This is a genomic window from Mycolicibacillus trivialis (assembly GCF_002102395.1).
In the GTDB taxonomy this organism is placed as follows: domain Bacteria; phylum Actinomycetota; class Actinomycetes; order Mycobacteriales; family Mycobacteriaceae; genus Mycobacterium; species Mycobacterium triviale.
This window is the reverse complement of the sequence record NZ_LQPZ01000017.1, coordinates 178,837-200,302: the sequence shown is the minus strand read 5'-3', so window position 1 is coordinate 200,302 and position 21,466 is coordinate 178,837. Positions and strand designations below refer to the sequence as shown.

Here is a 21,466-nt window from a genome sequence, read left to right as displayed (position 1 = left end):
TCTCGCTCCTCACCGCCGTTTGGCCCCGGCGGGCAGCGCCGCCCACCGGGCCGGCGGCCGCCGGCGGGCCAGCCGCTGCAGTTGCAATGCGATGCCGGCGGGGGTCCGAGAAGGCGCGGTCCGCGCCCCGCCGCGCAACGAGATGACGATATCGATCGGCGCACGCACCGCCGTCGCCCACCGCCGCACCCGGCTGCGCTTTCTGCGCACGGTGAGCGCAACGCGGCATCCGACGATCGCCGCGGCGGAAACCACCAGAATCCACAGCACGGCCGCCACGAGATAGATCGCTTCGACCGCCGCCATGTCCACGAGGGTGCGGGATGGCTGTCACGTTGCGGTCACGGCCGGGACACACCTCGCGATCCGTTTCCGGAAGTGACGGGGGGTGCTCCCGATAGCCTGATGCGATGGAGCCGGTGCTTGACGACGGGCCGTTCTACCACGGCACGAAGGCGGACCTGGCGGTCGGAGAGCTACTCTCTGCGGGCTTTCGTTCCAACTACCGGCCCGAAATCACCATGAACCACATCTACTTCACCGCCCTGCGTGACGGCGCGGGACTGGCTGCCGAGCTCGCGGCCGGGCCCGGTGCCCCACGGGTGTACCTGGTCGAACCGACCGGCGCGTTCGAGAACGATCCGAACGTCACCGACAAGAAGTTCCCCGGCAATCCGACCCGCTCCTACCGCAGCAAAGAACCCCTCCGGGTCATCGCAGAAGTCGACGACTGGCCGCGATTGTCTCCCACAGCCCTCCAGGAGTGGCGAGACCGGCTGGCCGCGTTGCGGGCGGACGAGCGCGACGAGATCATCAACTAGGACCTGGATAGGACACGGACCTCGACCGGACCGCTGACCGCGTGAACCGATGCGCGTTCACCCGTTGGACCGGACCTCCACCGAATGGCGTCACCGACAGACGTCTCGCCGGTGACGGACGTCGATGACCCGAACCACGACTTTGTCGTCGTGAATTTCATAGACCACCCTGAATCCGCCACGCTTGGCGGAGAACCTTCCGCCCGATCGCGGGCGATAACGCCTGAAATCGACACGTCAGCAGGCACAGAGAGCCAAAAATCGGTCTTTTGCACCGTCATCGTGTCGATTTCAGGGATGACCAGGCGTGCACGGCGACTGCGGCGATCGTCGGGGTCGTCGCGCCCTCCTCCCATGCCACCACCGGTGGTACGCCGAGCTTGCGCGCCGCCGCCAACGCACGCTTAGACGTTGAACCGGAACTCCACCACGTCCCCGTCGGCCATGACGTAATCCTTGCCCTCCATCCGCACCTTGCCGGCAGCCTTGGCCGCGGCCATCGACCCGGCCTCGACCAGATCGTCGAAGGAGACGGTCTCGGCTTTGATGAAGCCCTTCTCGAAATCGGTGTGGATGACCCCGGCGGCCTTCGGGGCGGTGTCGCCCTGCCGGATGGTCCAGGCCCGCGCCTCTTTCGGCCCTGCGGTCAGGAAGGTCTGCAACCGCAGCGTGTGGAACCCCGCGCGCGCCAACGCATCCAGGCCTCGCTCGGCCTGCCCGATCGACTCCAGCAGCTCCATCGCCGACTCGTCGTCGAGCTCGACGAGCTCGGCCTCGATCTTGGCGTCGAGGAAGACCGCGTCGGCCGGGGCGACCAGTTCACGCAGCTCGGCGACCCGCGCCTCGTCGGTCAGCACCGCCTCGTCGGCGTTGAACACGTACAGGAACGGCTTGCTCGTCAGCAGGTTCAGCTCCCGCAGCAAGGAAGTGTCGATCCCGGCGGCGAACAGCGTCGTACCGCCGTCGAGCACCTCCTGGGCGGCCAGCGCCGCCTCATAGACCGGGCGCCGGTCCTTATGGGTGCGGGCCTCCTTCTCCAACCGGCCCAGCGCCCGTTCGAGGGTCTGCAGGTCGGCGAGGATCAGCTCGGTGGCGATGACCTCGATGTCGGCCTTCGGGTCGACCTTGCCGTCGACGTGGGTGACGTCGTCGTCGGAGAACACCCGCACCACCTGGCAGATCGCGTCGCACTCGCGGATGTTGGCCAGGAACTTGTTGCCCAGTCCCGCCCCCTCCGAGGCGCCTTTGACGATGCCGGCGATGTCGACGAACGTCACCGGCGCGGGCAGGATCCGTTCGGAGCCGAAGATCTCCGCCAGCGTCGCCAGCCGGGGATCAGGCAGCGGCACCACACCCTCGTTGGGTTCGATGGTGGCGAACGGGTAGTTCGCGGCCAGTACGTCGTTGCGGGTCAGGGCATTGAACAATGTCGACTTGCCCACGTTGGGCAGTCCCACGATCCCCAGGCTCAAGCTCACAGGGACCAGAGTCTATCGGGCCGACGCCGGTGGGCGACGACGCCGGGATGCTGGGGCGTTCGCCACACCTGAGGGCCTCGATGCGGCGTCACCGACCGCTCAGCCGGTACGGTCTACCTGTGTCAGCACAGCGTGCCCGGTGGGCGGTGCCCGCCGATCACCGTTCCATCCACCCCGGTGTCGCCGGGGTTCCGTGGTGGGCAGCGGTGCTCGTGGCCGTGACGATGACGCTGATCGGCTTCGGATTCGACGCCACCACCGGCACCAAGGAACTGACCGGTGTCTTCGCCACCTTCTACGTCCTCGGCTGTGTCGGCGCCGTCCTCGCGGTGCGCCAGTCGGGGGTGTTCACCGCCGTCATCCAACCGCCACTGATCCTCTTCGGCGCCGTGCCGGGCGCCTATTTCCTGTTCCACGGATCCAGCTACGGCGGGCTGCGCAACCTGCTGATCAACTGCGGCTACCCGCTCATCGAGCGGTTCCCGCTGATGCTGTTCACCTCGGCGCTGGTGCTGCTGATCGGCGTCATCCGCTGGCTGCTGGGGTTGGCCTCCCCCGCTGCGGCCGCCGAGGTCGAGGAGACCCCGACCGAGAGCCCGCTGGCCGTCATCGCGGCGAAGCTGCGCTCGATCTGGGGTGGCGGGTCCGAACCGACGTCGACGGGCCGGCGGATCCGTCGCCACACCGTCGACCGGGAGCCCACCGAGCGGCCCAGGCGTCGACCCCGCCCCGAGGGCGCCGAACAACCGGCGCGTCGGCGTCGGCCCCGTCCCGCCGAGGAGACCCCCGAGCGGCGTCGCCGCCAGCGCACCCGCGACGCGGCCCGCACCACCGATCGCCCCCGCCGGCCGCGGCCGCGCCGGGAGTACGACCCCACCGAGGCTGTTCCGCCGCCGCGCCGGCGCCCAACGCCCCGCGACCCGCTGCGTGAGCCCCGCACCGGCGGCTACGAGCGTCGTACCGGCCGCTACGAGTCGTCCACCGCGTCGGAATGGGCGCCGCCGCGACGGCCACGGGTGCCCACCACCGCCGACAACGGCACTCACCACCCGGTCTCCCGGGTCCGCTACCGCGGCGCGCCCGAACCGCGGTCGCCGCGGGGCGCCGACTCCTGGGAATTCGACATCTGACCGGACCTGCCGCCGCCGTGCGGCCGGCACGCCGCATCGACTCTGCGGCCACCAAACGATCTACTCGCACTTCTGTCTGCTCAACGCAGAGTCGAGGGGAAAAGGGGGCCGGCAAGGCCAGGGCCGGCGTGGCCCCGTGGGACTACCGCGGCGCGCGGATCTCCCGCGGCAGCGCGAACACCAGGGTCTCGTTGGCGGTGGTCACCGGCTGCACGCTGTCGTAGCCGTGCTCGGCCAGCTTCTCCAGCACGCCACGCACCAGCACCTCGGGCACCGAGGCGCCGGAGGTCACCCCCACCGACTGCACGCCCTCCAGCCAGGACTCCTGGATGTCACCAGCGTAGTCGACCAGGTGCGCCGACGGGCAGCCCGCCCCCAACGCCACCTCGACCAGCCGCATCGAGTTCGACGAGTTGCTCGAGCCGACAACGATGAACAGCTCGCACTCCGGCGCCATCGCCTTCACCGCGGTCTGCCGGTTCTGGGTCGCGTAGCAGATGTCGTCGCTCGGCGGGTCCTGCAGCGTCGGGAACCGCTCGCGCAGCCGGTCCACGGTCTCCATGGTCTCGTCGACGCTCAGGGTGGTCTGCGACAGCCACACCACCTTGTTCACATCGCGCACGACCACCGAGTCCACCGCGTCGGGCCCGTCGACCAGCTGCACGTGGTCGGGGGCCTCACCGGCGGTGCCGATGACCTCCTCGTGACCCTCGTGACCGATCAGCAGGATGTCGTAGTCGTCGCGGGCGAAGCGCTTGGCCTCGTTGTGCACCTTGGTCACCAGCGGGCAGGTGGCGTCGATGACCTGCAGTTCCCGCTCGGCGGCCGACTCGCGGACGGTCGGTGCCACGCCGTGCGCGGAGAACACCACGATGGCGCCTTCGGGGACCTCGTCGGTCTCGTCGACGAACACCGCCCCGGCTTCGGCCAGGGTGTCCACCACATGGCGGTTGTGGACGATTTCGTGCCGGACGTAGACCGGTGCGCCGTGTTTTTCCAGCGCCCGTTCCACCGTCTCCACGGCGCGGTCGACGCCCGCGCAGTAGCCTCGCGGCTCGGCCAGCAGTACTCGTTTCCCGGTCGGAGGTTCGATGAGAGAACTGGCCGCACCGGGAATTCCCATGTTGACGGTAGGCGGCATGATCACCAGCCTACGTTCCGGCGGCACCCGATTGCCACCGGCCGCTGTTTGGTCTACACGCCCGGTTGAGGCACTCTTGACACATGGCTACTGCACCGTATGGGGTCCGGCTGCTGGTTGGTGCCGCGACGATCGCCGTCGAGGAGACCCGCAAACTGCCCCGGACGATCTTGATGTACCCGATGACCTTGGCCAGTCAGGCGGCGCACATGGTGATGATGGCGCAGCAGAACCTGGCCGAGATGGCGATCAAGGGCGACGCCACCTTGGAGACGATCTTCCCGCCCAGCGACGAGCAGCCCGAGTGGGCGACCTTCGACGAGGACCTGCCGGAATCGGCGGACGAGCCCGCCGACACCGCGCCCGGCAACGGGGAGCGTCGCACCGAGGGCCGCTTCGCCCTGTACTCCACCACCGAGGGGCAGCCCGAGCCGACGAGCGACGAGCCGGCCGCCGACCCCGACGCGCCGGCCCCGGAAGTGGTGACCGAGATGAACTACCCCGAGCTGACCCTGGCGCAGCTGCGGGCCCGGCTGTCCTCGCTGAGCGTGACCGACCTGCAGGACCTGCTCGCCTACGAGGAGTCCACCAAGGCTCGCGCCCCGTTCCAGACGCTGCTCGCCAACAGGATCACCCGCGCGTCGGCCAAGTGACCGGTCGATGACCGCACCCGCACAGGGCGGGTCGGCCGAGCACCCGTTCCCGGTTCGGGCGGCCGCCGTGCGGATCGCGGGCTGGATCGACCGCCTGGGTTCGGTGTGGGTCGAGGGGCAACTGACCCAGATCAACGTGCGCGCCCAGGCCCGCACCGTGTTCATGGTGCTGCGCGACCCCGCCGCCGACATGTCGCTGACCGTCACCTGCAACCGCGATCTGGTCGCCGCCGCGCCGGTGCCGCTGACCGAGGGCACGCGGGTGGTGGTCTACGGCAAACCCAACTTCTACACCGGTCGCGGCACCTTCTCGCTGCGGGTCAGCGAGATCCGCGCGGTGGGCATCGGGGAGCTGCTGGCCCGCATCGAACGGCTGCGCCGGCTTCTCGACGCCGAGGGCTTGTTCGACCCGCGCCTCAAACGACCGCTGCCGTTCCTGCCGGGCACGGTCGGGTTGATCACCGGGCGTGCCAGCGCCGCCGAGCGCGACGTCACCGCGGTGGCCGCCGCGCGCTGGCCCGCGGTGCGTTTCGCGATCCGCAACACCGCGGTGCAGGGCCCCACCGCGGTCGCCCAGATCGTCGCGGCGCTGCGCGACCTCGACGCCGACCCGCAGGTGGCGGTGATCGTGGTCGCCCGCGGCGGCGGCAGCGTGGAGGACCTGCTGCCGTTCTCCGACGAGACCCTCTGTCGCGCCATCGCCGCGTGCACCACCCCGGTGGTCAGCGCCGTCGGCCATGAGCCCGACAACCCGCTGTGCGATCTGGTCGCCGACCTGCGGGCGGCCACCCCCACCGACGCGGCCAAGCGGATCGTGCCCGACACCGCCGCCGAGCAGGAACTGCTCGACGACCTGCGCCGGCGCAGCGCCCGCGCGCTGCACAACTGGGTGACCCGCGAGCAGCGGGTGCTGGCCCAGCTGCGCGGCCGCCCGGTGCTCGCCGACCCGCTGTCGGCCCTGACCGCCCGCGCCGACGACGTGCACCGGGCCCGGGCCGCCATCCGACGCGACATCACCCGGCTGGTCGCCGGGGAGACCGAGCGGATCGAGCATCTGGGCGCCCGGTTGGGCACGCTGGGGCCGGCCGCGACGCTGGCCCGCGGCTACGCCCTGGTCCAGGCGGTGCCGGCCGACGGCACCGCGGCAACCGTGGTGCGGTCGGTGCGCGATGCGCCGGCCGGGACCCGACTGCGCATCCGGGTCGGCGACGGCGCCCTGGCCGCGACGAGTGAGGGGAGCAGCGATGGCGAGTAAGGGTCCGGACCCGGCGTCCGACGATTCGGCTAGAGCCATGAGTGATCTCGGCTATGAGGACTGCCGCGACGAGTTGATCGACGTGGTGCGCCGGCTCGAGGAGGGCGGGCTGAGTCTGGACGAGTCGCTGGCCCTGTGGGAGCGCGGAGAAGCCCTGGCCAAACGGTGTGAGGAGCATCTGGCCGGGGCCCGGCAGCGGGTCGCCGACGCATTGGGCGACACCGATTCCGAGGCGGACTGACCGCCGCGAAATCGTCATCCTGGAACGCGTTTCAGTTATGCTCCCCGCCATGGGTGACGCATCACTGACCACCGAACTCGGCCGCTGCCTGGTCACCGGCGGATCCGGCTTCGTCGGCGCCAACCTGGTGCGGACCCTGCTGGAACGCGGCCACCAGGTCCGCTCGTTCGACCTGGCCGCCTCGCCGCTGGACAAACACCCCAAGCTGCAGGTGCTCGAAGGCGACATCACCAACCCCGAAACCGTGGCCGCCGCGGTCGAGGGCATCGACACCGTCTTCCACACCGCCGCGATCATCGACCTGGCCGGCGGGGCCAAGGTCACCGACGAGATTCGCCGGCGCAGCTTCGCCATCAACGTCGACGGCACCAAGAACCTGGTGGAGGCCGGCCAGTTGGCCGGGGTGCAGCGGTTCGTCTACACCTCCTCCAACAGCGTGGTGATGGGCGGACGCAAGCGGATCCGCAACGGCGACGAGACCATGCCCTACACCACCGACTACAACGACCTGTACACCGAGACCAAGGTGGCCGCCGAGAAATTCGTGCTGGCCGCCAACTCCGCCGACGGGGCGGGCATGCTGACCTGCGCGATCCGGCCGTCGGGCATCTGGGGCGACGGCGACCAGACCATGTTCCGTCGGCTGTTCGAGAACATGCTCTCCGGCCAGGTGAAGGTGCTCATCGGCGGCAAGAACGCCAAGCTGGACAACTCCTACATCGACAACCTGCTGCACGGGTTCCTCCTCGCCGCCGAGCACCTGGTGCCCGACGGCACCGCGCCCGGGCAGGCCTACTTCATCAACGACGGCGAACCGATCAACATGTTCGAGTTCGCCCGACCGGTGATGGAGGCCTGCGGCCAGCCCTTCCCCAAGCTGCGGGTGCCCGGCGCGCCGGTGCGCGCCGCGATGGCGGCGTGGCAGTGGGCGCACTACCGGTTCGGGCTGCCCGCTCCGCTGGTGGAACCCGGCGCGGTGGAGCGGCTCTACATCGACAACTACTTCTCCATCGCCAAGGCCGGCCGCGACCTCGGCTACCAGCAGCTCTACACCACCGAGCAGGCCATGCAGCGCTGCCTGCCCTACTACGTGGAGTTGTTCGAGAAGGTCAAGGCCGAAACCGACAAGCACGCGGTCACGGTCGTGGCCCCTCCCCCGCCGGAGTGATCCGGCCCCGGCCTCAGGCGCCGTGCACCTGGCGGTGCATGCGGCTGGTCAGCCGGGTGAACGTACCGGGCATCGTCGCGTAGGCCAGCGCGGTCAGCGAGCCCAGCGGATTGTTGAGCTGATGCGGGCGGCGCCGGATCGCGTCGACGAGCATGTCGGTGCCCTCGTCGAGGGACAGCCGGGAGTAGCCGTCCCAGTCGGATCCGGCGGCCATATCGGTGTCGATCAACGGCAGATGAACATTGGTGAATCGCACACCGTCGGAACGGCTTTCGATCGCCGCGATCCGGAAGAACGCATCCAGTGCGGCCTTGGAGCCGACGTACGCCGAGAAGGTCGGCAGATTCGACGGCACCCCGATCGAGGAACTGTGCACCACGTGCCCGCCACCGCGGCGGCGCATCGCGGGCAACAATCGCAGCGTGAGCCCGACGCCGCCCAGATAGTTGATGGCCATGGTGCGTTCGTAGTCGTGCAGCCGGTCTTCGGCGTCGGCGATCGACCGGCGGATCGACCGACCCGCATTGCACACGAAAACGTCGGGCGCGCCGACGGTGTCGAGCACCGCCGCAGCGACCGCGTCGACGCCGTCACCCGTGGCGAGGTCGCCGGGGATCGCGTGCGCGGTCCCGCCCGCGGCGCGGATCCGGTCGACGAGTTCATCGAGTTCGTCGCCGCGGCGCGCGGTGACCACCACCGTCGCGCCGGCCTCGGCGACCCGTTCGGCGAGCCGACGCCCCAGCCCGCCCGAAGCCCCGGTGATGAAGACGGTCCGGCCCTCGACCCGGTCCCGCAGACTCGGGGTGAACGGCCGCGGGATCGGCAGCGGCCGGGTCAGCGCGTTGATGGTGTGGCGCATCACCGTGGGGTACAGCCCGGCGGCCATCGGGAATTCTCCTGGTGTCGCGGCCCGCGTGAGCGAAGCCGAAGCGGTTCCGCCGTAGGCTAACAAGCGCCGCCGCCCCGCGCGGAGCACCGCGGTTGAGGCAAACCTCTGATGGCAATCCTCCGAACACGAAATGATGTCCCAGGAGTGTGCGCGGTGCGATCCGCCGAGCCGAAACGAGGTGCACCCGATCGTGATGGCGATCAACCGGGAGTTCACCCTCACCCAACGCCGTTCGCTGGCGGTGGCGACGGTGGCCGCCCTGGCCTTCGGCGCCTACTTCCTGCGCAGCTACTTCGTGCTGATCGTGGTCGCTGCGGTGGGCGCCTACCTGTTCACCCCGATGTTCAACCGGCTCAAGCGCCGGCTGCCGACCGGACTGTCGGCCACCGCGACGCTGCTGGCCGCGCTGGGGATCGTGTTCATCCCGATCGGCGGGTGCCTGGTGCTCGCGGTCCTGCAGGTCTCCCGGATGGTCGATCAGGTCACCGAGTGGGTCGGCGACACCACCCCCGACAAGCTGGGCGAGAAGGCGCTCACCGTGGTCAACGACACCCTCGACCGGTTGCCCTACGTCGATGTGACGGTCACCCCGGAGATGCTGCGCAGCGGCATGGTCCGGGTCGGGCAGGAGGGCGGCGAGTGGCTGCTGGGCCAGGTGCAGGGTGCGGTCGGCGGCATCGCCGGCGCGGTGACCTCCGCGATCATCTTCCTCTACGTCTTCCTGGCGCTGCTGATCCACCGCGACCGGATCCAGACCCTGATCCGCCGGCTCAACCCGCTCGGTGAGGACGTCACCGACCTGTACCTGGGCAAGATGGGTTCGATGGTCCGCGGCACCGTCAGCGGTCAGTTCGTCATCGCCCTGTGCCAGGGGGTGGCCGGCGCCGCCTCGATCTACCTCGGCGGTTTCCACCGCGGGTTCTTCATCTTCGCGATCCTGCTGACCGCGCTGTCGATCATCCCGCTCGGCGGCGGGATCGTGACCATGCCGTTCGGGATCGGGATGATGTTCTTCGGCAACATCATCGGCGGGGCGTTCGTCTTCCTGTTCCACCTGGTGGTGGTGACCAACATCGACAACGTGCTGCGGCCCATCCTGGTGCCCCGTGACGCGCGACTCAATCCGGCGTTGATGCTGTTGGCGGTGTTCGCCGGGATCACCATGTTCGGCTTCTGGGGCATCGTGATCGGCCCGGTGCTGATGATCGTGATCGTCACGACGATCAACGTCTATCTGGCCGTCTACAAGGGCGTCGAACTCGATTCCGACGAGGGGGACTCCGACGAGGAGGACGACTCCGCCGGGCCGGCCTGGCTGCAGAAACTACGCGACCGGTTCGCCCGCACCTGATCGGCTAATGCTGCCAGGGCAGCGGGTCCTGGGACTGGACGGCTGCGGCGAAGGTGCGGAACTCCTCTTCGTCACCCGCGCCGGTGATCGCGACCTGCGCGGAGCCGCCCGGACCGCCGATCCGGGTGGTCCAGACCGGTTCGGTCTCGCTGTCGCGGTAGACCACCCAGTCGACGCCGTCGACCTCGACGGTGCCGGTCGGGTGCAGCGACGGGCGGATCGAACCGACGAGTTTCTCCTCGTCGGCGTTGCTCTGGGTGAGCGCCATGTACCGGCCGGTGGGGGTGAGGTAGCCGACGGTGGACAGCACCGCGCGGGTCGGCTGGCCGGTCGCCGGGTCGGTGCGCCCGCCGTCGATGTCGCCGCGGCCACCGGAGTTGGAGTGCCAGTCCTCGGGGACCGCGGGTAGCCGCACCGGGAACCCGAGGGTCTCGGCGTCGGCACGCAACGCCGCGGCGGCGTCGTAGTCGGGGGCCGGGCCGCTGCGCACCCCACCCGGGGAGAACGAACACATCCCGACCAGCCCGGCCAGCACGATGCAGGCCACCACCAGCGGCGCCAGCGACCAGAACATGTCGCGGCCGTCCTGCAGCACCCGCGGCTTCTCGGGCTTGGGCGTCGGCTGTGGCTCGGTACTCACCCGACCAGTATCCCAGCCGCCCCTTCTGGGACAATCGGCACATGACTGACGCCACCGCAACCCCCGGCGCCGCGGCGCGCCCGTCCCGCCCGGAGCCCCCGGACCGCAACCTGGCGATGGAGTTGGTCCGGGTCACCGAGGCCGGGGCCATGGCCGCAGGCCGCTGGGTGGGGCGCGGCGACAAGGAGGGCGGCGACGGCGCCGCCGTCGACGCGATGCGTGAGCTGGTCAACTCGGTGTCGATGCGCGGCATCGTGGTCATCGGCGAGGGTGAGAAGGACCACGCCCCGATGCTCTACAACGGCGAGGAGGTCGGCAACGGCGACGGCCCGGACTGCGACTTCGCCGTGGACCCGATCGACGGCACCACGCTGATGAGCAAGGGCATGCCCAACGCCATCTCGGTTCTGGCGGTCGCCGAGCGCGGCGCGATGTTCGACCCGTCGGCGGTGTTCTACATGAACAAGATCGCCGTCGGCCCCGACGCCGCCGACGTCCTGGACATCACGGCCCCGATCAACGTCAACATCGAGGCGGTGGCCAAGGTCAAGGGCCTGTCGGTGCGCGACATGACCGTGTGCATCCTCGACCGGCCCCGCCACGCCCAGCTGATCGACGACGTCCGCGCCACCGGCGCCCGGATCCGGCTGATCTCCGACGGCGACGTGGCCGGCGCGATCTCCGCGTGCCGCCCGGAGTCGGGCACCGACCTGCTCGCCGGGATCGGCGGCACCCCCGAGGGGATCATCGCCGCCGCCGCGATCCGCTGCATGGGCGGGGCGATCCAGGCCCAACTGGCCCCCACCGACGACGCCGAACGGCAGAAAGCCCTCGACGCCGGCTACGACCTGGACCGGGTGCTGACCACCGAGGACCTGGTCTCCGGCGACAACGTGTTCTTCTGCGCCACCGGCGTCACCGACGGCGACCTGCTCAACGGGGTGCGCTACTACCCGGGCGGCTGCACCACCCAGTCGATCGTGATGCGCTCGAAGTCCGGCACCGTGCGGATGATCGAGGCTTATCACCGACTGTCGAAGCTCACCGAGTATTCGGCCGTCGACTTCAGCGGCGACGCCAAAGCCGCCTACCCCCTGCCCTGACCCACCGACCCAGCGAGGTTACCCACCGATGGCCGACAGCGCCGACTCCGAATACCGCATCGAACACGACACCATGGGCGAGGTCCGGGTGCCCGCCAGCGCGCTGTGGCGCGCCCAGACCCAGCGCGCGGTGGAGAACTTCCCGATCTCCCACCGGCCGCTGGAGCGCACCCAGATCCGCGCGCTCGGGCTGCTGAAGGGCGCCTGCGCCCAGGTCAACAAGGACCTGGGGCTGCTGGCCGCCGAGAAGGCCGACGCGATCGTCGCCGCCGCGGCCGAGATCGCCGAGGGCCGACACGACGACCAGTTCCCGATCGATGTGTTCCAGACCGGTTCGGGCACCAGCTCCAACATGAACACCAACGAGGTGATCGCCTCGATCGCCGCGGCCAACGGTGTCACCGTGCACCCCAACGACGACGTCAACATGTCGCAGTCGTCCAACGACACCTTCCCGACCGCCACTCACATCGCGGCCACCGAGGCCGCGGTGCGCGACCTGATCCCGGCGCTGCAGGAACTGCACACCGCGCTGGCCGAGAAGGCCCAGCAGTGGCGCACCGTGGTCAAGTCCGGCCGCACCCACCTGATGGATGCGGTCCCGGTGACCTTGGGCCAGGAGTTCTCCGGCTACGCCCGCCAGATCGAGGCCGGGGTGGAGCGGGTCCGCGCCTGCCTGCCGCGGCTGGGCGAGCTGGCGATCGGCGGCACCGCTGTGGGCACCGGGCTCAACGCCCCGGACGGGTTCGGCCCCAAGGTGGTCGAGGTGCTGGTCGCCGACACCGGGATCAGCGAACTGCGGCCCGCGGCGAACTCGTTCGAGGCGCAGGCCGCCCGCGACGGGCTGGTCGAGGCCTCCGGTGCGCTGCGCACGATCGCGGTGTCGCTGACCAAGATCGCCAACGACGTGCGCTGGATGGGGTCCGGGCCGCTGACCGGGCTGGCCGAGATCCAGCTGCCGGACCTGCAGCCGGGCAGCTCGATCATGCCGGGCAAGGTCAACCCGGTGCTGCCGGAGGCGGTCACCCAGGTGGCGGCCCAGGTGGTCGGCAACGACGCCGCGGTCGCCTGGGGCGGAGCGGGCGGCGCGTTCGAGCTGAACGTCTACATCCCGATGATGGCCCGCAACGTGCTGGAGTCGTTCACGCTGCTGGCCAACGTCTCGCGGCTGTTCGCCCAGCGCTGCATCGTCGGGCTGGTGGCCAACGAGGAGCACATGCGCCAGCAGGCCGAGTCCAGCCCGTCGATCGTGACGCCGCTGAACTCCGCGATCGGCTACGAGGAGGCCGCCGCGGTGGCCAAGGAGGCGCTCAAGGAGCGCAAGACCATCCGGCAGACGGTCATCGACCGCGGCCTGATCGGCGAGAAGCTCTCCGAGGAGGAGTTGGATCGTCGGCTCGACGTGCTGGCGATGGCCAAGGTCAAAGACGACTGACGCCCCGGTGCATGCGGGCCGGGCCGGCCTGTCGTCGCGCTAACGTGAACCTCGACGGATACCCGGGGGCTGGTGCCCTCGGATGACGACAGTGAAGGCGGTACCGCGATGACGGCTCCCCCCGGCGGCCCGTACGGCCAGGATCCCTACGGCCAGAACCCCTACGGCCAGGACCCGTACGGGCAGAACCCTTACGGGCAGAACCCTTACGGGCAGGATCCCGCCTGGGGCAACCAGCCGCCACCCGGACAGCAGCCGCCTGCCGACCCCTACGCCGAGACGCAGTACTACCAGACCCCGCCACCGGCGGGTCAGTATCCGCCACCGGGCGGTTACCCGTCCTACCCGCCGGGCGGCCAGTACCCCGGCTACCCACCGGGCAGCCCGTACCCGACCGGGCCGTCGGGCCCGGTGGGTCCGCCGCCGCGCAAGTCGCGCACCCCGTGGGTGATCGGCGCCATCGCGGCGGTCCTGGTCGTCGCGATCCTGGCGGTGGCGGTGATCTTCGCGCTGCGCGGCGACGACACCACCAACACGGCCACCCCGTCGCTGATCACCTCCTCCCCGGTCTCGCAGCCGCCGCTGACGCCGTCGACCGCGAGCAGCACACCGTCGACCAGCCCGTCGACCTCAGCGCCGGCCAGCGGTGAACAGACCGCCACCGACTGCACCGAAAACGTCTCCGGCGGCAGCCTGACCGGCTCGATGGCGCAGGCCGGCCAGCTGGGCTTCCCGCTCAGCGCGGCCCCCGGCTGGGCGCCGGCCGCCGACGCCACCCTGCCCAACGCCATCGACGTGGTCGGGGTGATCCGCGAGGTCGCCGACGCCGAGGACTGGATGATGGAGGCGATGGTCGGGGTCACCAACTTCGTGCCGAGCATGAGCCTCGCCGATCAGGCGTCGAAGCTGCTGACCTGCGTCGCCGACGGGCCGGGGTTCGCGGGCGCGTCGCCGACCCTCGGCACGCCCACCAAATCCGCGATCAAGGTCGACGGGGTGGAGGCCGAGCGGGTGGAGGCCGAGGTCACCATCGCCGACACCACCCGCGGGATCCCCGGGGACAACCTGGTGATCATCACCGTCAAAACCGATCCGGTGACGTTCTTCGTGGCCACCACGCCGATCGGTGACAGCGACAGTCACGACCAGGTGCAGAAGATCATCGACGCGCTGAAGGTCAGCGGCCGCTGAATCGGCCCGGCGGGGCGTTCAGCGCCGGGTCGACGCAGATCTCCTCGAGCATCTCGGTGACCAGCGCGGCGATCGGTGAGCGCTCGCTGCGCACCAGGGTGATGTGGGCGAACAGCGGGTGGCCCTTGAGCTTCTCGATCACCGCGGCGACCCCGTCGTGGCGACCGACCCGCAGGTTGTCGCGTTGGGCGACGTCGTGGGTCAGCACCACCCGGGAACCGGCCCCGAGACGCGACAGCACGGTCAGCAGGACGTTGCGTTCCAGCGACTGCGCCTCGTCGACGATCACGAACGAGTCGTGCAGCGACCGTCCCCGGATGTGGGTCAGCGGAAGCACTTCCAGCATGCCGCGGGAGAGCACCTCGTCGAGCACCGCCGCGCTGGCCAACCCCTCCAGGGTGTCGAAGACGGCCTGCGCCCACGGCCCCATCTTGTCGTTCTCGCTGCCCGGCAGGTATCCCAGTTCCTGACCGCCGACGGCGTAGAGCGGCCGGAACACCACCACCTTGCGTTGGGTGCGCCGCTCCAGCACGGCTTCCAGTCCGGCGCACAGCGCCAACGCGGATTTCCCGGTGCCCGCCTTGCCGCCCAGCGAGACGATGCCCACCGATTCGTCGAGCAGCAGATCCAGTGCGACCCGCTGCTCCGCGGAGCGGCCCCGCAGCCCGAACACCTCCCGGTCGCCGCGGACCAGTTGCACCCGCTTGTCGGCGTTGACCCGCCCCAGCGCATGCGAACCGCCGCCGAGCAGCCGAACCCCGGTGTGGCAGGGCAGGTCCCGCGCCTCCGCCAGGTCGGCCTCACCCTCGGCGAACAACGTGTCGATGTCTTCGGGCGCCGCCTCGAGTTCGGCCATTCCGGTCCAGCCGGAGGTGATGACGTCCTGCGCGTGGTACTCGTCGGCGGCCAGCCCCACCGCGGACGCCTTCACCCGCAGTGGGATGTCCTTGCTGACCAGGGTGACCCGGCGGCCCTCGGCGGCCAGATTGGCGGCGCAGGTGAGGATGCGCGAATCGTTGCTGTCCGTGCGGAATCCGGCCGGCAGCACCGCAGGGTCGCTGTGGTTGAGTTCGACGTGCAGGGTGCCGCCTTCGGTCCCGATCGGGACCGGCTGGTCGAGCCGGCCGTGCTGCAACCGCAGGTCGTCGAAGAGCCGCAGCGCCTGTCGGGCGAACCAGCCCAGCTCGTGGTGGTGGCGTTTGGCCTCCAGTTCGCTGATCACCACCAGCGGCACGATCACCTCGTGCTCGGCGAACCGGGTACACGCCCACGGGTCGGAGAGCAGCACCGAGGTGTCGATGACGTAGCTGCGGATGGTGCTCTGAGGAACCGACGGCGAATCAGTCACGAAGCGCTCCAGGGGGATGGCTCGCGCGACCCCCCGCGAGCGTGTCGACGCGGGGCGCGGCACCAGGACCGGGGCCGGTCCACTCTTCGAAGGTGTCGCCCGGATAGCAGAGCAGGTCGCTAGCCATCGACTGCGACGCTACCCCCGCTACCGCGTCGCCGCAGCGCAGGCGCGCCGTGCCACGCCGGAGCCGACCGGGCGGCGGCGTGGGTCAGGAAACGTACTGGGCCAGATCGGGGTGGTCGGCCACGCCCCATGCGGTGATCCGCTCCGAGATCACCTGGCGCAGTTGCTCGGGTCCGAAGATGCCTGCCTCGGCCATCTTGGCGACCTTGTCCTGGTAGGCGTCGATGTCGGCGCCGATGACCTCCGCTGCCGCGGCCTGCGAGGCGATCGCGGCGATCGTCTCATCGCGGTGGCTCTCCAGGCAGTGCGTCACCAGGTTGGCGAAGAACTCCTCGTGCCGTTCCTCGTCCCTGGTGATCCGGTCGATGAGCCCGTTGAGCACCGGCTCCTCGACCTGGGCACGCAGGTTGCGGCAGAACACCGCATGGGACCGCTCGAAGTACGTCATGAAGACCAGGGTCTCGATCTGGCTGAGCCGCTCGGCCCGGTAGCCCTTCATCACATGCTCGACGCGGACGTTCTCGTTGGCCGTCGGATCGATCTCGCGGGTCACCACCAGGTACTCGCGCAGCGCGATCGCGTGCAGGTGCTCCTCGGCGGTCCACCGGCCGATCCAGTTGGCCCAGTTGTCCTCGAGGATGAAGTGCTCCACCAGTTCCCGGTGGTAACTGGCGAGGGTGTCCTTCATGATCAGCAGGATCTCGCACGCGTCGGTGACCGTGCGCGGCAGCGACGCCTGCGCCGGCTCCCAGTCGCGGCCGCCCAGGAACGCGAAGTTCTCGCCCTGCTCGAACGGCACGTAATCGTGGGCGTACCAGGTCTCCTCGGTGTCGAGGTGCCGGTCGTAGTTCTCCCCGACCACCGGGTCGAGTTCGAGCGTCAACGCGTTAGCGACAGGTTTCTGTGCCATGAGGTAACTGTAACCGAGGTTTACGTCAAATGTGAAATTCAGGCGTGTCGGCCCACCAGCGGCCAATCCTCCAGCCCGTCGTAGAGCGGGAAGTCCCTGGCCAGCTTGGTAACCCGGGCCCGAAGACCGTCCACGTCGGCGCCCTCACCGGCCGCCAACGCGGCCGCGATGATGTCGGCGACCTCGCGGAATTCGGTCTCGCCGAACCCTCGGGTGGCCAGCGCCGGAGTGCCGATCCGCAGCCCGGAGGTGACCATCGGCGGGCGCGGGTCGTTGGGCACCGCGTTGCGGTTGACCGTGATGCCCACCCGGTGCAGCAGGTCCTCGGCCATCTGGCCGTCCAGCGGCGAGTCGCGCAGGTCCACCAGCACCAGGTGCACGTCGGTGCCGCCGCTGACCACCGACACGCCCGCCTTGGCGACGTCGTCGGCCAGCAACCGCTCGGCGATGATGCGCGCCCCGGTCAGGGTCCGCTGCTGGCGTTCGGCGAACGCCGGGGTGCCGGCGATCTTGAGGGCGACGGCCTTGGCGGCGATGACGTGCATCAGCGGGCCGCCCTGCTGACCGGGGAAGACCGCCGAGTTGATCTGTTTGGCGAAGTCCTTCTTGCCCAGGATCAGTCCGGAGCGCGGCCCGCCGAGGGTCTTGTGCACGGTGGTGGACACCAGCTGGGCGTGCGGCACCGGTGAGGGGTGCAGCCCGGCCGCCACCAGCCCCGCGAAGTGCGCCATGTCGACCCACAGGGTGGCCTCCACCTCGTCGGCGATGGAGCGGAACGCCTCGAAGTCGAGGATCCGGGGGTAGGCCGACCAGCCGGCGATGAGCACCTTGGGCCGGAACTCGCGGGCCTGGGCCCGCACCGCGTCCATGTCGACGAGGTGGGTGGCCGGGTCCACGCCGTAGAAGGCGGTCTCATACAGCTTGCCGGAGAAGTTCAGCCGCATCCCGTGGGTCAGGTGGCCGCCATTGGCCAGGTCCAGGCCCAGCAGCCGGTCGCCGGGGTTCATGAGCGCGTGCAGCACCGCGGCGTTGGCCTGCGCTCCCGCGTGCGGCTGCACGTTGGCGAACTCGGCGCCGAACAGCTCCTTGGCGCGGTCGCGGGCGATGTTCTCCACCACGTCGACGTATTCGCACCCGCCGTAGTAGCGCCGGCCGGGCAGGCCCTCGGCGTACTTGTTGGTCAGCACGCTGCCCTGGGCCTGCAGCACCGCCCGCGGCACGAAGTTCTCCGAGGCGATCATCTCCAGGGTGTCGCGCTGGCGGCCCAGTTCCTTGCCGAGCAGATCGGCGATGTCGGGGTCGACCTCGGCCAACGAGGCCGACATCACGGAGGTGTCGGATGGGGCGTGGGATGCAGCGGTCACGCCCTCCAGTCTGTCACGGGCGGACCGCCCGGTCGAAAGCAGCCACCGGCCCCGGCGGGACGCCCCCGGGGCGCCGAAAGAGCGTGTCCGGCCGTCCCGGCGCCGCTCGATGATCGAGCACCGCGGTCGCTTCGCTGCGCGGTGTCAGCGCAGCGCCGACGGGATCAGCGGCTCGTCGAGCAGGCGGGTGAACCGTTCGGTCAGGCCGACCCCGGCCGGGCGCGCGTCCAACCAGCCGCGCAGCAGCCGGTAGCCCTCCACGTAGGTGGAGGTGTAGGCCCGCCACAGCGGGGAGGACAGGAACCGCAGCATCTGCCGTGCCCGGGTGTCGTCGACCAGCAGCCAGCGCCGCAGGTAGCCGGCGACCTCGTCGACGTCGCGGTGCTCGTCGTGGAGCATCAGCGCCGCGTCCTGACGCACGCTGCCCAGCGCCGCGGCGGCCTCGGCGACCGCCTCGGCCCGCTCACCGTCGAAACGCAACCCCAGGTCGGCGTAGATGTCGGCGGCCCACCGCCCCCAGCCCGCTCCGACCGCGGCGTGCAGGGCCAGGTCGGCCAGCCCCTCGGCCATCAGGCATTGCGGCGTGTTGACCAGGAAGATGGTCTGCTCGTCCTGGCCGAGGCGGGTGACCAGCCCGGCCTCCTTGCGGCAGTGCTCGGTGTGGTGCCCGGGGTAGGACTCGTGGGCCACCAGCCTCGGCAGGTTGGACATCGACTGCTTGAGGTCGGCGTTGACCGCGACCGTGGAACGGTAGTCGCCCAGGTAGTAGTTGAACCCCGACCACGGTTTGTCGGTGACCACCTCGTAGTTGATCGTCTCGGTGTCCGGCAGCGGGTAGTCGGCGCGCACCCGGTCGCGCAGCGCCGAGGAGAACGCGTGGATGGCCGCCTCAAGCCGGGCCGGCGGGATCTCCTCGCCGCGACGGTGGGCGGCCATCCGGTCGGCCAGCGGCCCGGTCCCGCCGAGCGCGTCGTCGAGACGGCGGTGCGCCTGGCGGTAGACGTCCGGGTCGGCTTTGGCGATCTCGACGTCGAAGTAGGCCCGCACCTCCTCGACGAAGCCGATCGGTTCCCCGGCGAACGTGCGGGCCGCGCACGCCAGTGCCCGCAGATGTGCCCGCAGGTAGTCCGCGCGGTCGGCGTCGAGGCCGGCGGGCAGCGCCGCCGACAGTTCCTCGGCCCGCCGGGCCAGCGCGGCCGGCTCGGGCGCGGGCTCGTCGGCCACCGCGGCGCGCAGCGCCGGGTCACCGGTGAACGCGTCGACGTAACCGGGCTCGATGCGGTCGAAGCGCAGCCCGAGCAGCAGGTATTCGCGGATCAGGGTGGCGGGCTCCATGAGGCTCCACGCTAGCGGCGAAACCCGCCCCACCCGCTTACGGCCCGGCCCGGGCCTGACAGACTGGGCCCTATGCCGCGGCTGAGCGAGCCGAGCCCCTACGTGGAGTTCAATCGGAAAGAATGGCGTGCCCTGCGCATGTCGACCCCGTTGCCGCTCACCGAGGAAGAAGTGCTCAGCCTGCGCGGCCTGGGTGAGCAGGTCAACCTCCGCGAAGTCGAAGAGGTCTACCTGCCGCTGGCCCGTCTGCTGCACCTTCAGGTCGCGGCCCGGCAGGGGCTGTTCGCCGCGACCGCGGAGTTCCTCGGCGAGCCGCCGAAGAACCCGGACCGGCCGGTGCCGTTCATCATCGGGGTGGCGGGCAGCGTGGCGGTCGGCAAGTCGACCACCGCCCGGTTGCTGCAAGCCCTGCTGGCCCGCTGGGATCACCACCCGCGGGTGGACCTGGTCACCACCGACGGCTTCCTCTACCCCAACGCCGAACTGGAACGGCGCAACCTGATGCACCGCAAGGGGTTCCCGGAGAGCTACAACCGACGCGCGCTGATGCGCTTCGTCACCGCGGTGAAATCCGGCTCCGACTACGCCTGCGCGCCGGTGTACTCACACCTGCACTACGACGTGATCCCCGGCGAGAAACAGGTGGTCCGCCACCCGGACATCCTGATCCTGGAGGGGCTGAACGTCCTGCAGACCGGCCCGACGCTGATGGTGTCGGACCTGTTCGACTTCTCGCTGTACGTGGACGCCCGCATCGAGGACATCGAGCACTGGTACATCTCCCGGTTCCTGGCCATGCGCTCCACGGCGTTCGCCGACCCGGCCTCACACTTCCACCACTACTCCGGGCTCAACGACACCCGCGCCATCGCCGCGGCCAAGGACATCTGGCGCTCGATCAACCGGCCGAACCTCATCGAGAACATCCTGCCCACCCGGCCGCGCGCCACCCTGGTGTTGCGCAAGGACGCCGACCACTCCATCAACCGGTTGCGTCTCCGTAAGCTGTAGCGCCGACGAACGCCCCGATCCGCTCGGCGGTGAACGCCGGCTGGTCGCGGCAGACGAAGGTGCGGCTGTCGGGCACCTCCACCAGCGTCGCGTCGGCCATGATCCGGGTCCAGCGTTCGGCGTGCCGGTAGGGGAAGAACGGCGCGTTGCGGGGCCACAGCAGCAGCACCGGCGCGGCGAACCCGGTGAGACGGTCGGCCGCGGCGAGCGTGTCGGCGTTGTCGATGCCGCGCAGGAACCGGCCGACGTCGGCGCGCACCGCTGCATCGGTGCTGAACGGGCGCATCCAGTCGGCCAGGGCCTCGTCGGGCACCGGCCCCTTGGCCAGCGTCCGGTAGACCAGCCGCTGCACCCAGCGGGCGCGCAGCAGCACACCGCCGAGGGCCAGCAGGCCGGGCACTTTCGGGGCGATCTGCAGGACCCGGATCGAGGGCGGCAGGAAGTTGTCGAAGGAGTCGCACGGGGTCAGCACCACCCGGGCGACCCGGTCGCAGCCGTCGGCCAGCAGCAGCTGGGTGAGCGCGCCGCCGGTGTCGTTGGCGACCAGGGTGACCTCCCGCAGATCCAGTGCCGCCAGGAATTCGCCGATCGCCCGCGCCACCGCCCGGGGGTGCAGGTCGGCGCCCGGCCGGGCAGGTACGACGTGCGCGCCCAGCGGCAGGTCCGGGGTCAGGCAGCGGTACCGGTCGCGGAGGCGGTCGACGACCGGTTGCCACAGCCGGCCGTCGACGAAGACGCCGTGGACGAACACGATCGGGTCGCCGGCGCCCGCGTCGCGGTAGCGGACGGTGCCGATGCTCAGTTCGACCTCGCGGTCGTCGGGCTGCGGTGCGGGCGGGGTCGGCATGGCTGCTCCTCTACGGTGTCTGCGCGGTG

The 21,466-nt window shown here is 70.3% G+C and carries 21 protein-coding genes and 1 pseudogene; 11 read left to right on the top strand and 11 right to left on the bottom strand.

Annotated elements, in window-relative coordinates:
- Positions 1-9: 9 nt before the first annotated feature.
- Positions 10-306: a hypothetical protein gene (locus tag AWC30_RS08050; RefSeq protein ID WP_133053673.1), complete on the bottom strand. Its 297-nt coding sequence runs from the start codon at positions 304-306 to the stop codon at positions 10-12.
- A 104-nt stretch (positions 307-410) separates the two neighbouring features.
- Between AWC30_RS08050 and arr the strand changes: the two genes are divergently transcribed.
- On the top strand, positions 411-821 hold the full coding sequence (gene arr / locus AWC30_RS08045; protein WP_085109655.1) for an NAD(+)--rifampin ADP-ribosyltransferase: 411 nt from the start codon (positions 411-413) through the stop codon (positions 819-821).
- Between the two features lie 90 nt (positions 822-911).
- Here arr and AWC30_RS18195 read toward each other — a convergent pair.
- A pseudogene (locus tag AWC30_RS18195) lies at positions 912-1,031 on the bottom strand (type II toxin-antitoxin system RelE family toxin); the annotation flags it as partial.
- 194 nt (positions 1,032-1,225) lie between these two features.
- Positions 1,226-2,299, bottom strand: coding sequence for a redox-regulated ATPase YchF (gene ychF / locus AWC30_RS08035; RefSeq protein ID WP_085109654.1), 1,074 nt, complete (start codon positions 2,297-2,299; stop codon positions 1,226-1,228).
- Between the two features lie 119 nt (positions 2,300-2,418).
- Here ychF and AWC30_RS08030 point away from each other — a divergent pair, with 119 nt between their 5' ends.
- Positions 2,419-3,429: a DUF6542 domain-containing protein gene (locus AWC30_RS08030; RefSeq protein ID WP_085109653.1), complete on the top strand. Its 1,011-nt coding sequence runs from the start codon at positions 2,419-2,421 to the stop codon at positions 3,427-3,429.
- A 142-nt stretch (positions 3,430-3,571) separates the two neighbouring features.
- Here AWC30_RS08030 and AWC30_RS08025 read toward each other — a convergent pair whose 3' ends face one another.
- Positions 3,572-4,570: a 4-hydroxy-3-methylbut-2-enyl diphosphate reductase gene (locus AWC30_RS08025; RefSeq protein WP_085109727.1), complete on the bottom strand. Its 999-nt coding sequence runs from the start codon at positions 4,568-4,570 to the stop codon at positions 3,572-3,574.
- 83 nt (positions 4,571-4,653) lie between these two features.
- On the opposite strand from AWC30_RS08025, the gene AWC30_RS08020 reads away from it, so the two are divergent.
- Genes AWC30_RS08020 through AWC30_RS08005 form a run of 4 tightly spaced genes read left to right on the top strand, consistent with a single transcriptional unit; the run spans position 4,654 to position 7,887 of the window.
- Positions 4,654-5,223: a lipid droplet-associated protein gene (locus AWC30_RS08020; RefSeq protein ID WP_085109652.1), complete on the top strand. Its 570-nt coding sequence runs from the start codon at positions 4,654-4,656 to the stop codon at positions 5,221-5,223.
- A gap of 7 nt (positions 5,224-5,230) precedes the next feature.
- On the top strand, positions 5,231-6,478 hold the full coding sequence (gene xseA, locus AWC30_RS08015; protein WP_085109651.1) for an exodeoxyribonuclease VII large subunit: 1,248 nt from the start codon (positions 5,231-5,233) through the stop codon (positions 6,476-6,478).
- The gene (locus AWC30_RS08010; protein ID WP_085109650.1) at positions 6,468-6,719 is read left to right on the top strand and encodes an exodeoxyribonuclease VII small subunit; all 252 of its coding nucleotides are present in this window, start codon (positions 6,468-6,470) and stop codon (positions 6,717-6,719) included. The genes xseA and AWC30_RS08010 overlap by 11 nt, the downstream gene beginning before the upstream one ends.
- A gap of 49 nt (positions 6,720-6,768) precedes the next feature.
- Entirely contained in the window at positions 6,769-7,887 is a 1,119-nt protein-coding gene (locus tag AWC30_RS08005) for a 3-beta-hydroxysteroid dehydrogenase (RefSeq protein WP_085109649.1), read from the top strand.
- A 13-nt stretch (positions 7,888-7,900) separates the two neighbouring features.
- Here the strand turns inward: AWC30_RS08005 and AWC30_RS08000 are convergent, their stop codons facing one another.
- Positions 7,901-8,773, bottom strand: coding sequence for an SDR family NAD(P)-dependent oxidoreductase (locus AWC30_RS08000; protein WP_234807985.1), 873 nt, complete (start codon positions 8,771-8,773; stop codon positions 7,901-7,903).
- Between the two features lie 202 nt (positions 8,774-8,975).
- Between AWC30_RS08000 and AWC30_RS07995 the strand changes: the two genes are divergently transcribed.
- Positions 8,976-10,127 carry an AI-2E family transporter gene (locus AWC30_RS07995; protein WP_085109725.1) on the top strand — a complete coding sequence of 384 codons (1,152 nt, stop codon included), beginning with the start codon at positions 8,976-8,978 and terminating at the stop codon, positions 10,125-10,127.
- Between the two features lie 4 nt (positions 10,128-10,131).
- Here AWC30_RS07995 and AWC30_RS07990 read toward each other — a convergent pair whose 3' ends face one another.
- A complete protein-coding gene (locus AWC30_RS07990; protein ID WP_085109648.1) occupies positions 10,132-10,767 on the bottom strand; it encodes a DUF4245 domain-containing protein in 636 nt (211 codons plus the stop codon).
- Positions 10,768-10,808: 41 nt separating this feature from the next.
- On the opposite strand from AWC30_RS07990, the gene glpX reads away from it, so the two are divergent.
- The 3 genes from glpX (at position 10,809) to AWC30_RS07975 (ending at position 14,496) form a co-directional block, all read left to right on the top strand.
- Positions 10,809-11,870 (top strand): class II fructose-bisphosphatase, encoded by a 1,062-nt coding sequence (gene glpX, locus AWC30_RS07985; protein ID WP_207568411.1) that lies wholly within the window; start codon positions 10,809-10,811, stop codon positions 11,868-11,870.
- Between the two features lie 28 nt (positions 11,871-11,898).
- Positions 11,899-13,305 (top strand): class II fumarate hydratase, encoded by a 1,407-nt coding sequence (locus AWC30_RS07980; protein WP_085109647.1) that lies wholly within the window; start codon positions 11,899-11,901, stop codon positions 13,303-13,305.
- A gap of 108 nt (positions 13,306-13,413) precedes the next feature.
- Positions 13,414-14,496 (top strand): hypothetical protein, encoded by a 1,083-nt coding sequence (locus tag AWC30_RS07975; RefSeq protein WP_085109723.1) that lies wholly within the window; start codon positions 13,414-13,416, stop codon positions 14,494-14,496.
- Here the strand turns inward: AWC30_RS07975 and AWC30_RS07970 are convergent.
- The 4 genes from AWC30_RS07970 to AWC30_RS07955 all read right to left on the bottom strand — a co-directional run bounded on the left by AWC30_RS07970 (position 14,483) and on the right by AWC30_RS07955 (position 19,579).
- The gene (locus AWC30_RS07970; RefSeq protein ID WP_207568414.1) at positions 14,483-15,811 is read right to left on the bottom strand and encodes an RNA 5'-3' helicase PhoH2; all 1,329 of its coding nucleotides are present in this window, start codon (positions 15,809-15,811) and stop codon (positions 14,483-14,485) included. The two genes, AWC30_RS07975 and AWC30_RS07970, sit on opposite strands and share 14 nt — an antisense overlap.
- A gap of 244 nt (positions 15,812-16,055) precedes the next feature.
- Complete coding sequence (locus AWC30_RS07965; protein ID WP_085109646.1) at positions 16,056-16,880, bottom strand: acyl-ACP desaturase; 825 nt, start codon at positions 16,878-16,880, stop codon at positions 16,056-16,058.
- A 38-nt stretch (positions 16,881-16,918) separates the two neighbouring features.
- Complete coding sequence (gene glyA, locus AWC30_RS07960; protein ID WP_085109645.1) at positions 16,919-18,205, bottom strand: serine hydroxymethyltransferase; 1,287 nt, start codon at positions 18,203-18,205, stop codon at positions 16,919-16,921.
- A gap of 183 nt (positions 18,206-18,388) precedes the next feature.
- Positions 18,389-19,579 carry a DUF885 domain-containing protein gene (locus AWC30_RS07955; protein ID WP_085109644.1) on the bottom strand — a complete coding sequence of 397 codons (1,191 nt, stop codon included), beginning with the start codon at positions 19,577-19,579 and terminating at the stop codon, positions 18,389-18,391.
- A 72-nt stretch (positions 19,580-19,651) separates the two neighbouring features.
- Here AWC30_RS07955 and coaA point away from each other — a divergent pair, with 72 nt between their 5' ends.
- Positions 19,652-20,590, top strand: coding sequence for a type I pantothenate kinase (coaA, locus tag AWC30_RS07950; RefSeq protein ID WP_085109643.1), 939 nt, complete (start codon positions 19,652-19,654; stop codon positions 20,588-20,590).
- Here coaA and AWC30_RS07945 read toward each other — a convergent pair.
- Positions 20,562-21,437 carry an alpha/beta fold hydrolase gene (locus tag AWC30_RS07945; protein ID WP_085109642.1) on the bottom strand — a complete coding sequence of 292 codons (876 nt, stop codon included), beginning with the start codon at positions 21,435-21,437 and terminating at the stop codon, positions 20,562-20,564. The two genes, coaA and AWC30_RS07945, sit on opposite strands and share 29 nt — an antisense overlap.
- Positions 21,438-21,466: the final 29 nt, after the last annotated feature.

What these genes read in the sequence shown, in the direction of transcription:
- glpX (WP_207568411.1), top strand. Translation starts at nt 10,809, where the DNA reads ATGACTGACGCCACCGCAACCCCCGGCGCCGCGGCGCGCCCGTCCCGC.
- AWC30_RS08000 (WP_234807985.1), bottom strand. Translation starts at nt 8,773, where the DNA reads ATGGCCGCCGGGCTGTACCCCACGGTGATGCGCCACACCATCAACGCG.
- AWC30_RS08020 (WP_085109652.1), top strand. Translation starts at nt 4,654, where the DNA reads ATGGCTACTGCACCGTATGGGGTCCGGCTGCTGGTTGGTGCCGCGACG.
- AWC30_RS07955 (WP_085109644.1), bottom strand. Translation starts at nt 19,579, where the DNA reads ATGGAGCCCGCCACCCTGATCCGCGAATACCTGCTGCTCGGGCTGCGC.
- AWC30_RS08050 (WP_133053673.1), bottom strand. Translation starts at nt 306, where the DNA reads ATGGCGGCGGTCGAAGCGATCTATCTCGTGGCGGCCGTGCTGTGGATT.
- AWC30_RS07980 (WP_085109647.1), top strand. Translation starts at nt 11,899, where the DNA reads ATGGCCGACAGCGCCGACTCCGAATACCGCATCGAACACGACACCATG.
- glyA (WP_085109645.1), bottom strand. Translation starts at nt 18,205, where the DNA reads ATGTCGGCCTCGTTGGCCGAGGTCGACCCCGACATCGCCGATCTGCTC.
- xseA (WP_085109651.1), top strand. Translation starts at nt 5,231, where the DNA reads ATGACCGCACCCGCACAGGGCGGGTCGGCCGAGCACCCGTTCCCGGTT.
- AWC30_RS08005 (WP_085109649.1), top strand. Translation starts at nt 6,769, where the DNA reads ATGGGTGACGCATCACTGACCACCGAACTCGGCCGCTGCCTGGTCACC.
- AWC30_RS08025 (WP_085109727.1), bottom strand. Translation starts at nt 4,570, where the DNA reads ATGCCGCCTACCGTCAACATGGGAATTCCCGGTGCGGCCAGTTCTCTC.
- AWC30_RS07975 (WP_085109723.1), top strand. Translation starts at nt 13,414, where the DNA reads ATGACGGCTCCCCCCGGCGGCCCGTACGGCCAGGATCCCTACGGCCAG.
- AWC30_RS07945 (WP_085109642.1), bottom strand. Translation starts at nt 21,437, where the DNA reads ATGCCGACCCCGCCCGCACCGCAGCCCGACGACCGCGAGGTCGAACTG.
- coaA (WP_085109643.1), top strand. Translation starts at nt 19,652, where the DNA reads ATGCCGCGGCTGAGCGAGCCGAGCCCCTACGTGGAGTTCAATCGGAAA.
- arr (WP_085109655.1), top strand. Translation starts at nt 411, where the DNA reads ATGGAGCCGGTGCTTGACGACGGGCCGTTCTACCACGGCACGAAGGCG.
- AWC30_RS07965 (WP_085109646.1), bottom strand. Translation starts at nt 16,880, where the DNA reads ATGGCACAGAAACCTGTCGCTAACGCGTTGACGCTCGAACTCGACCCG.
- AWC30_RS08010 (WP_085109650.1), top strand. Translation starts at nt 6,468, where the DNA reads ATGGCGAGTAAGGGTCCGGACCCGGCGTCCGACGATTCGGCTAGAGCC.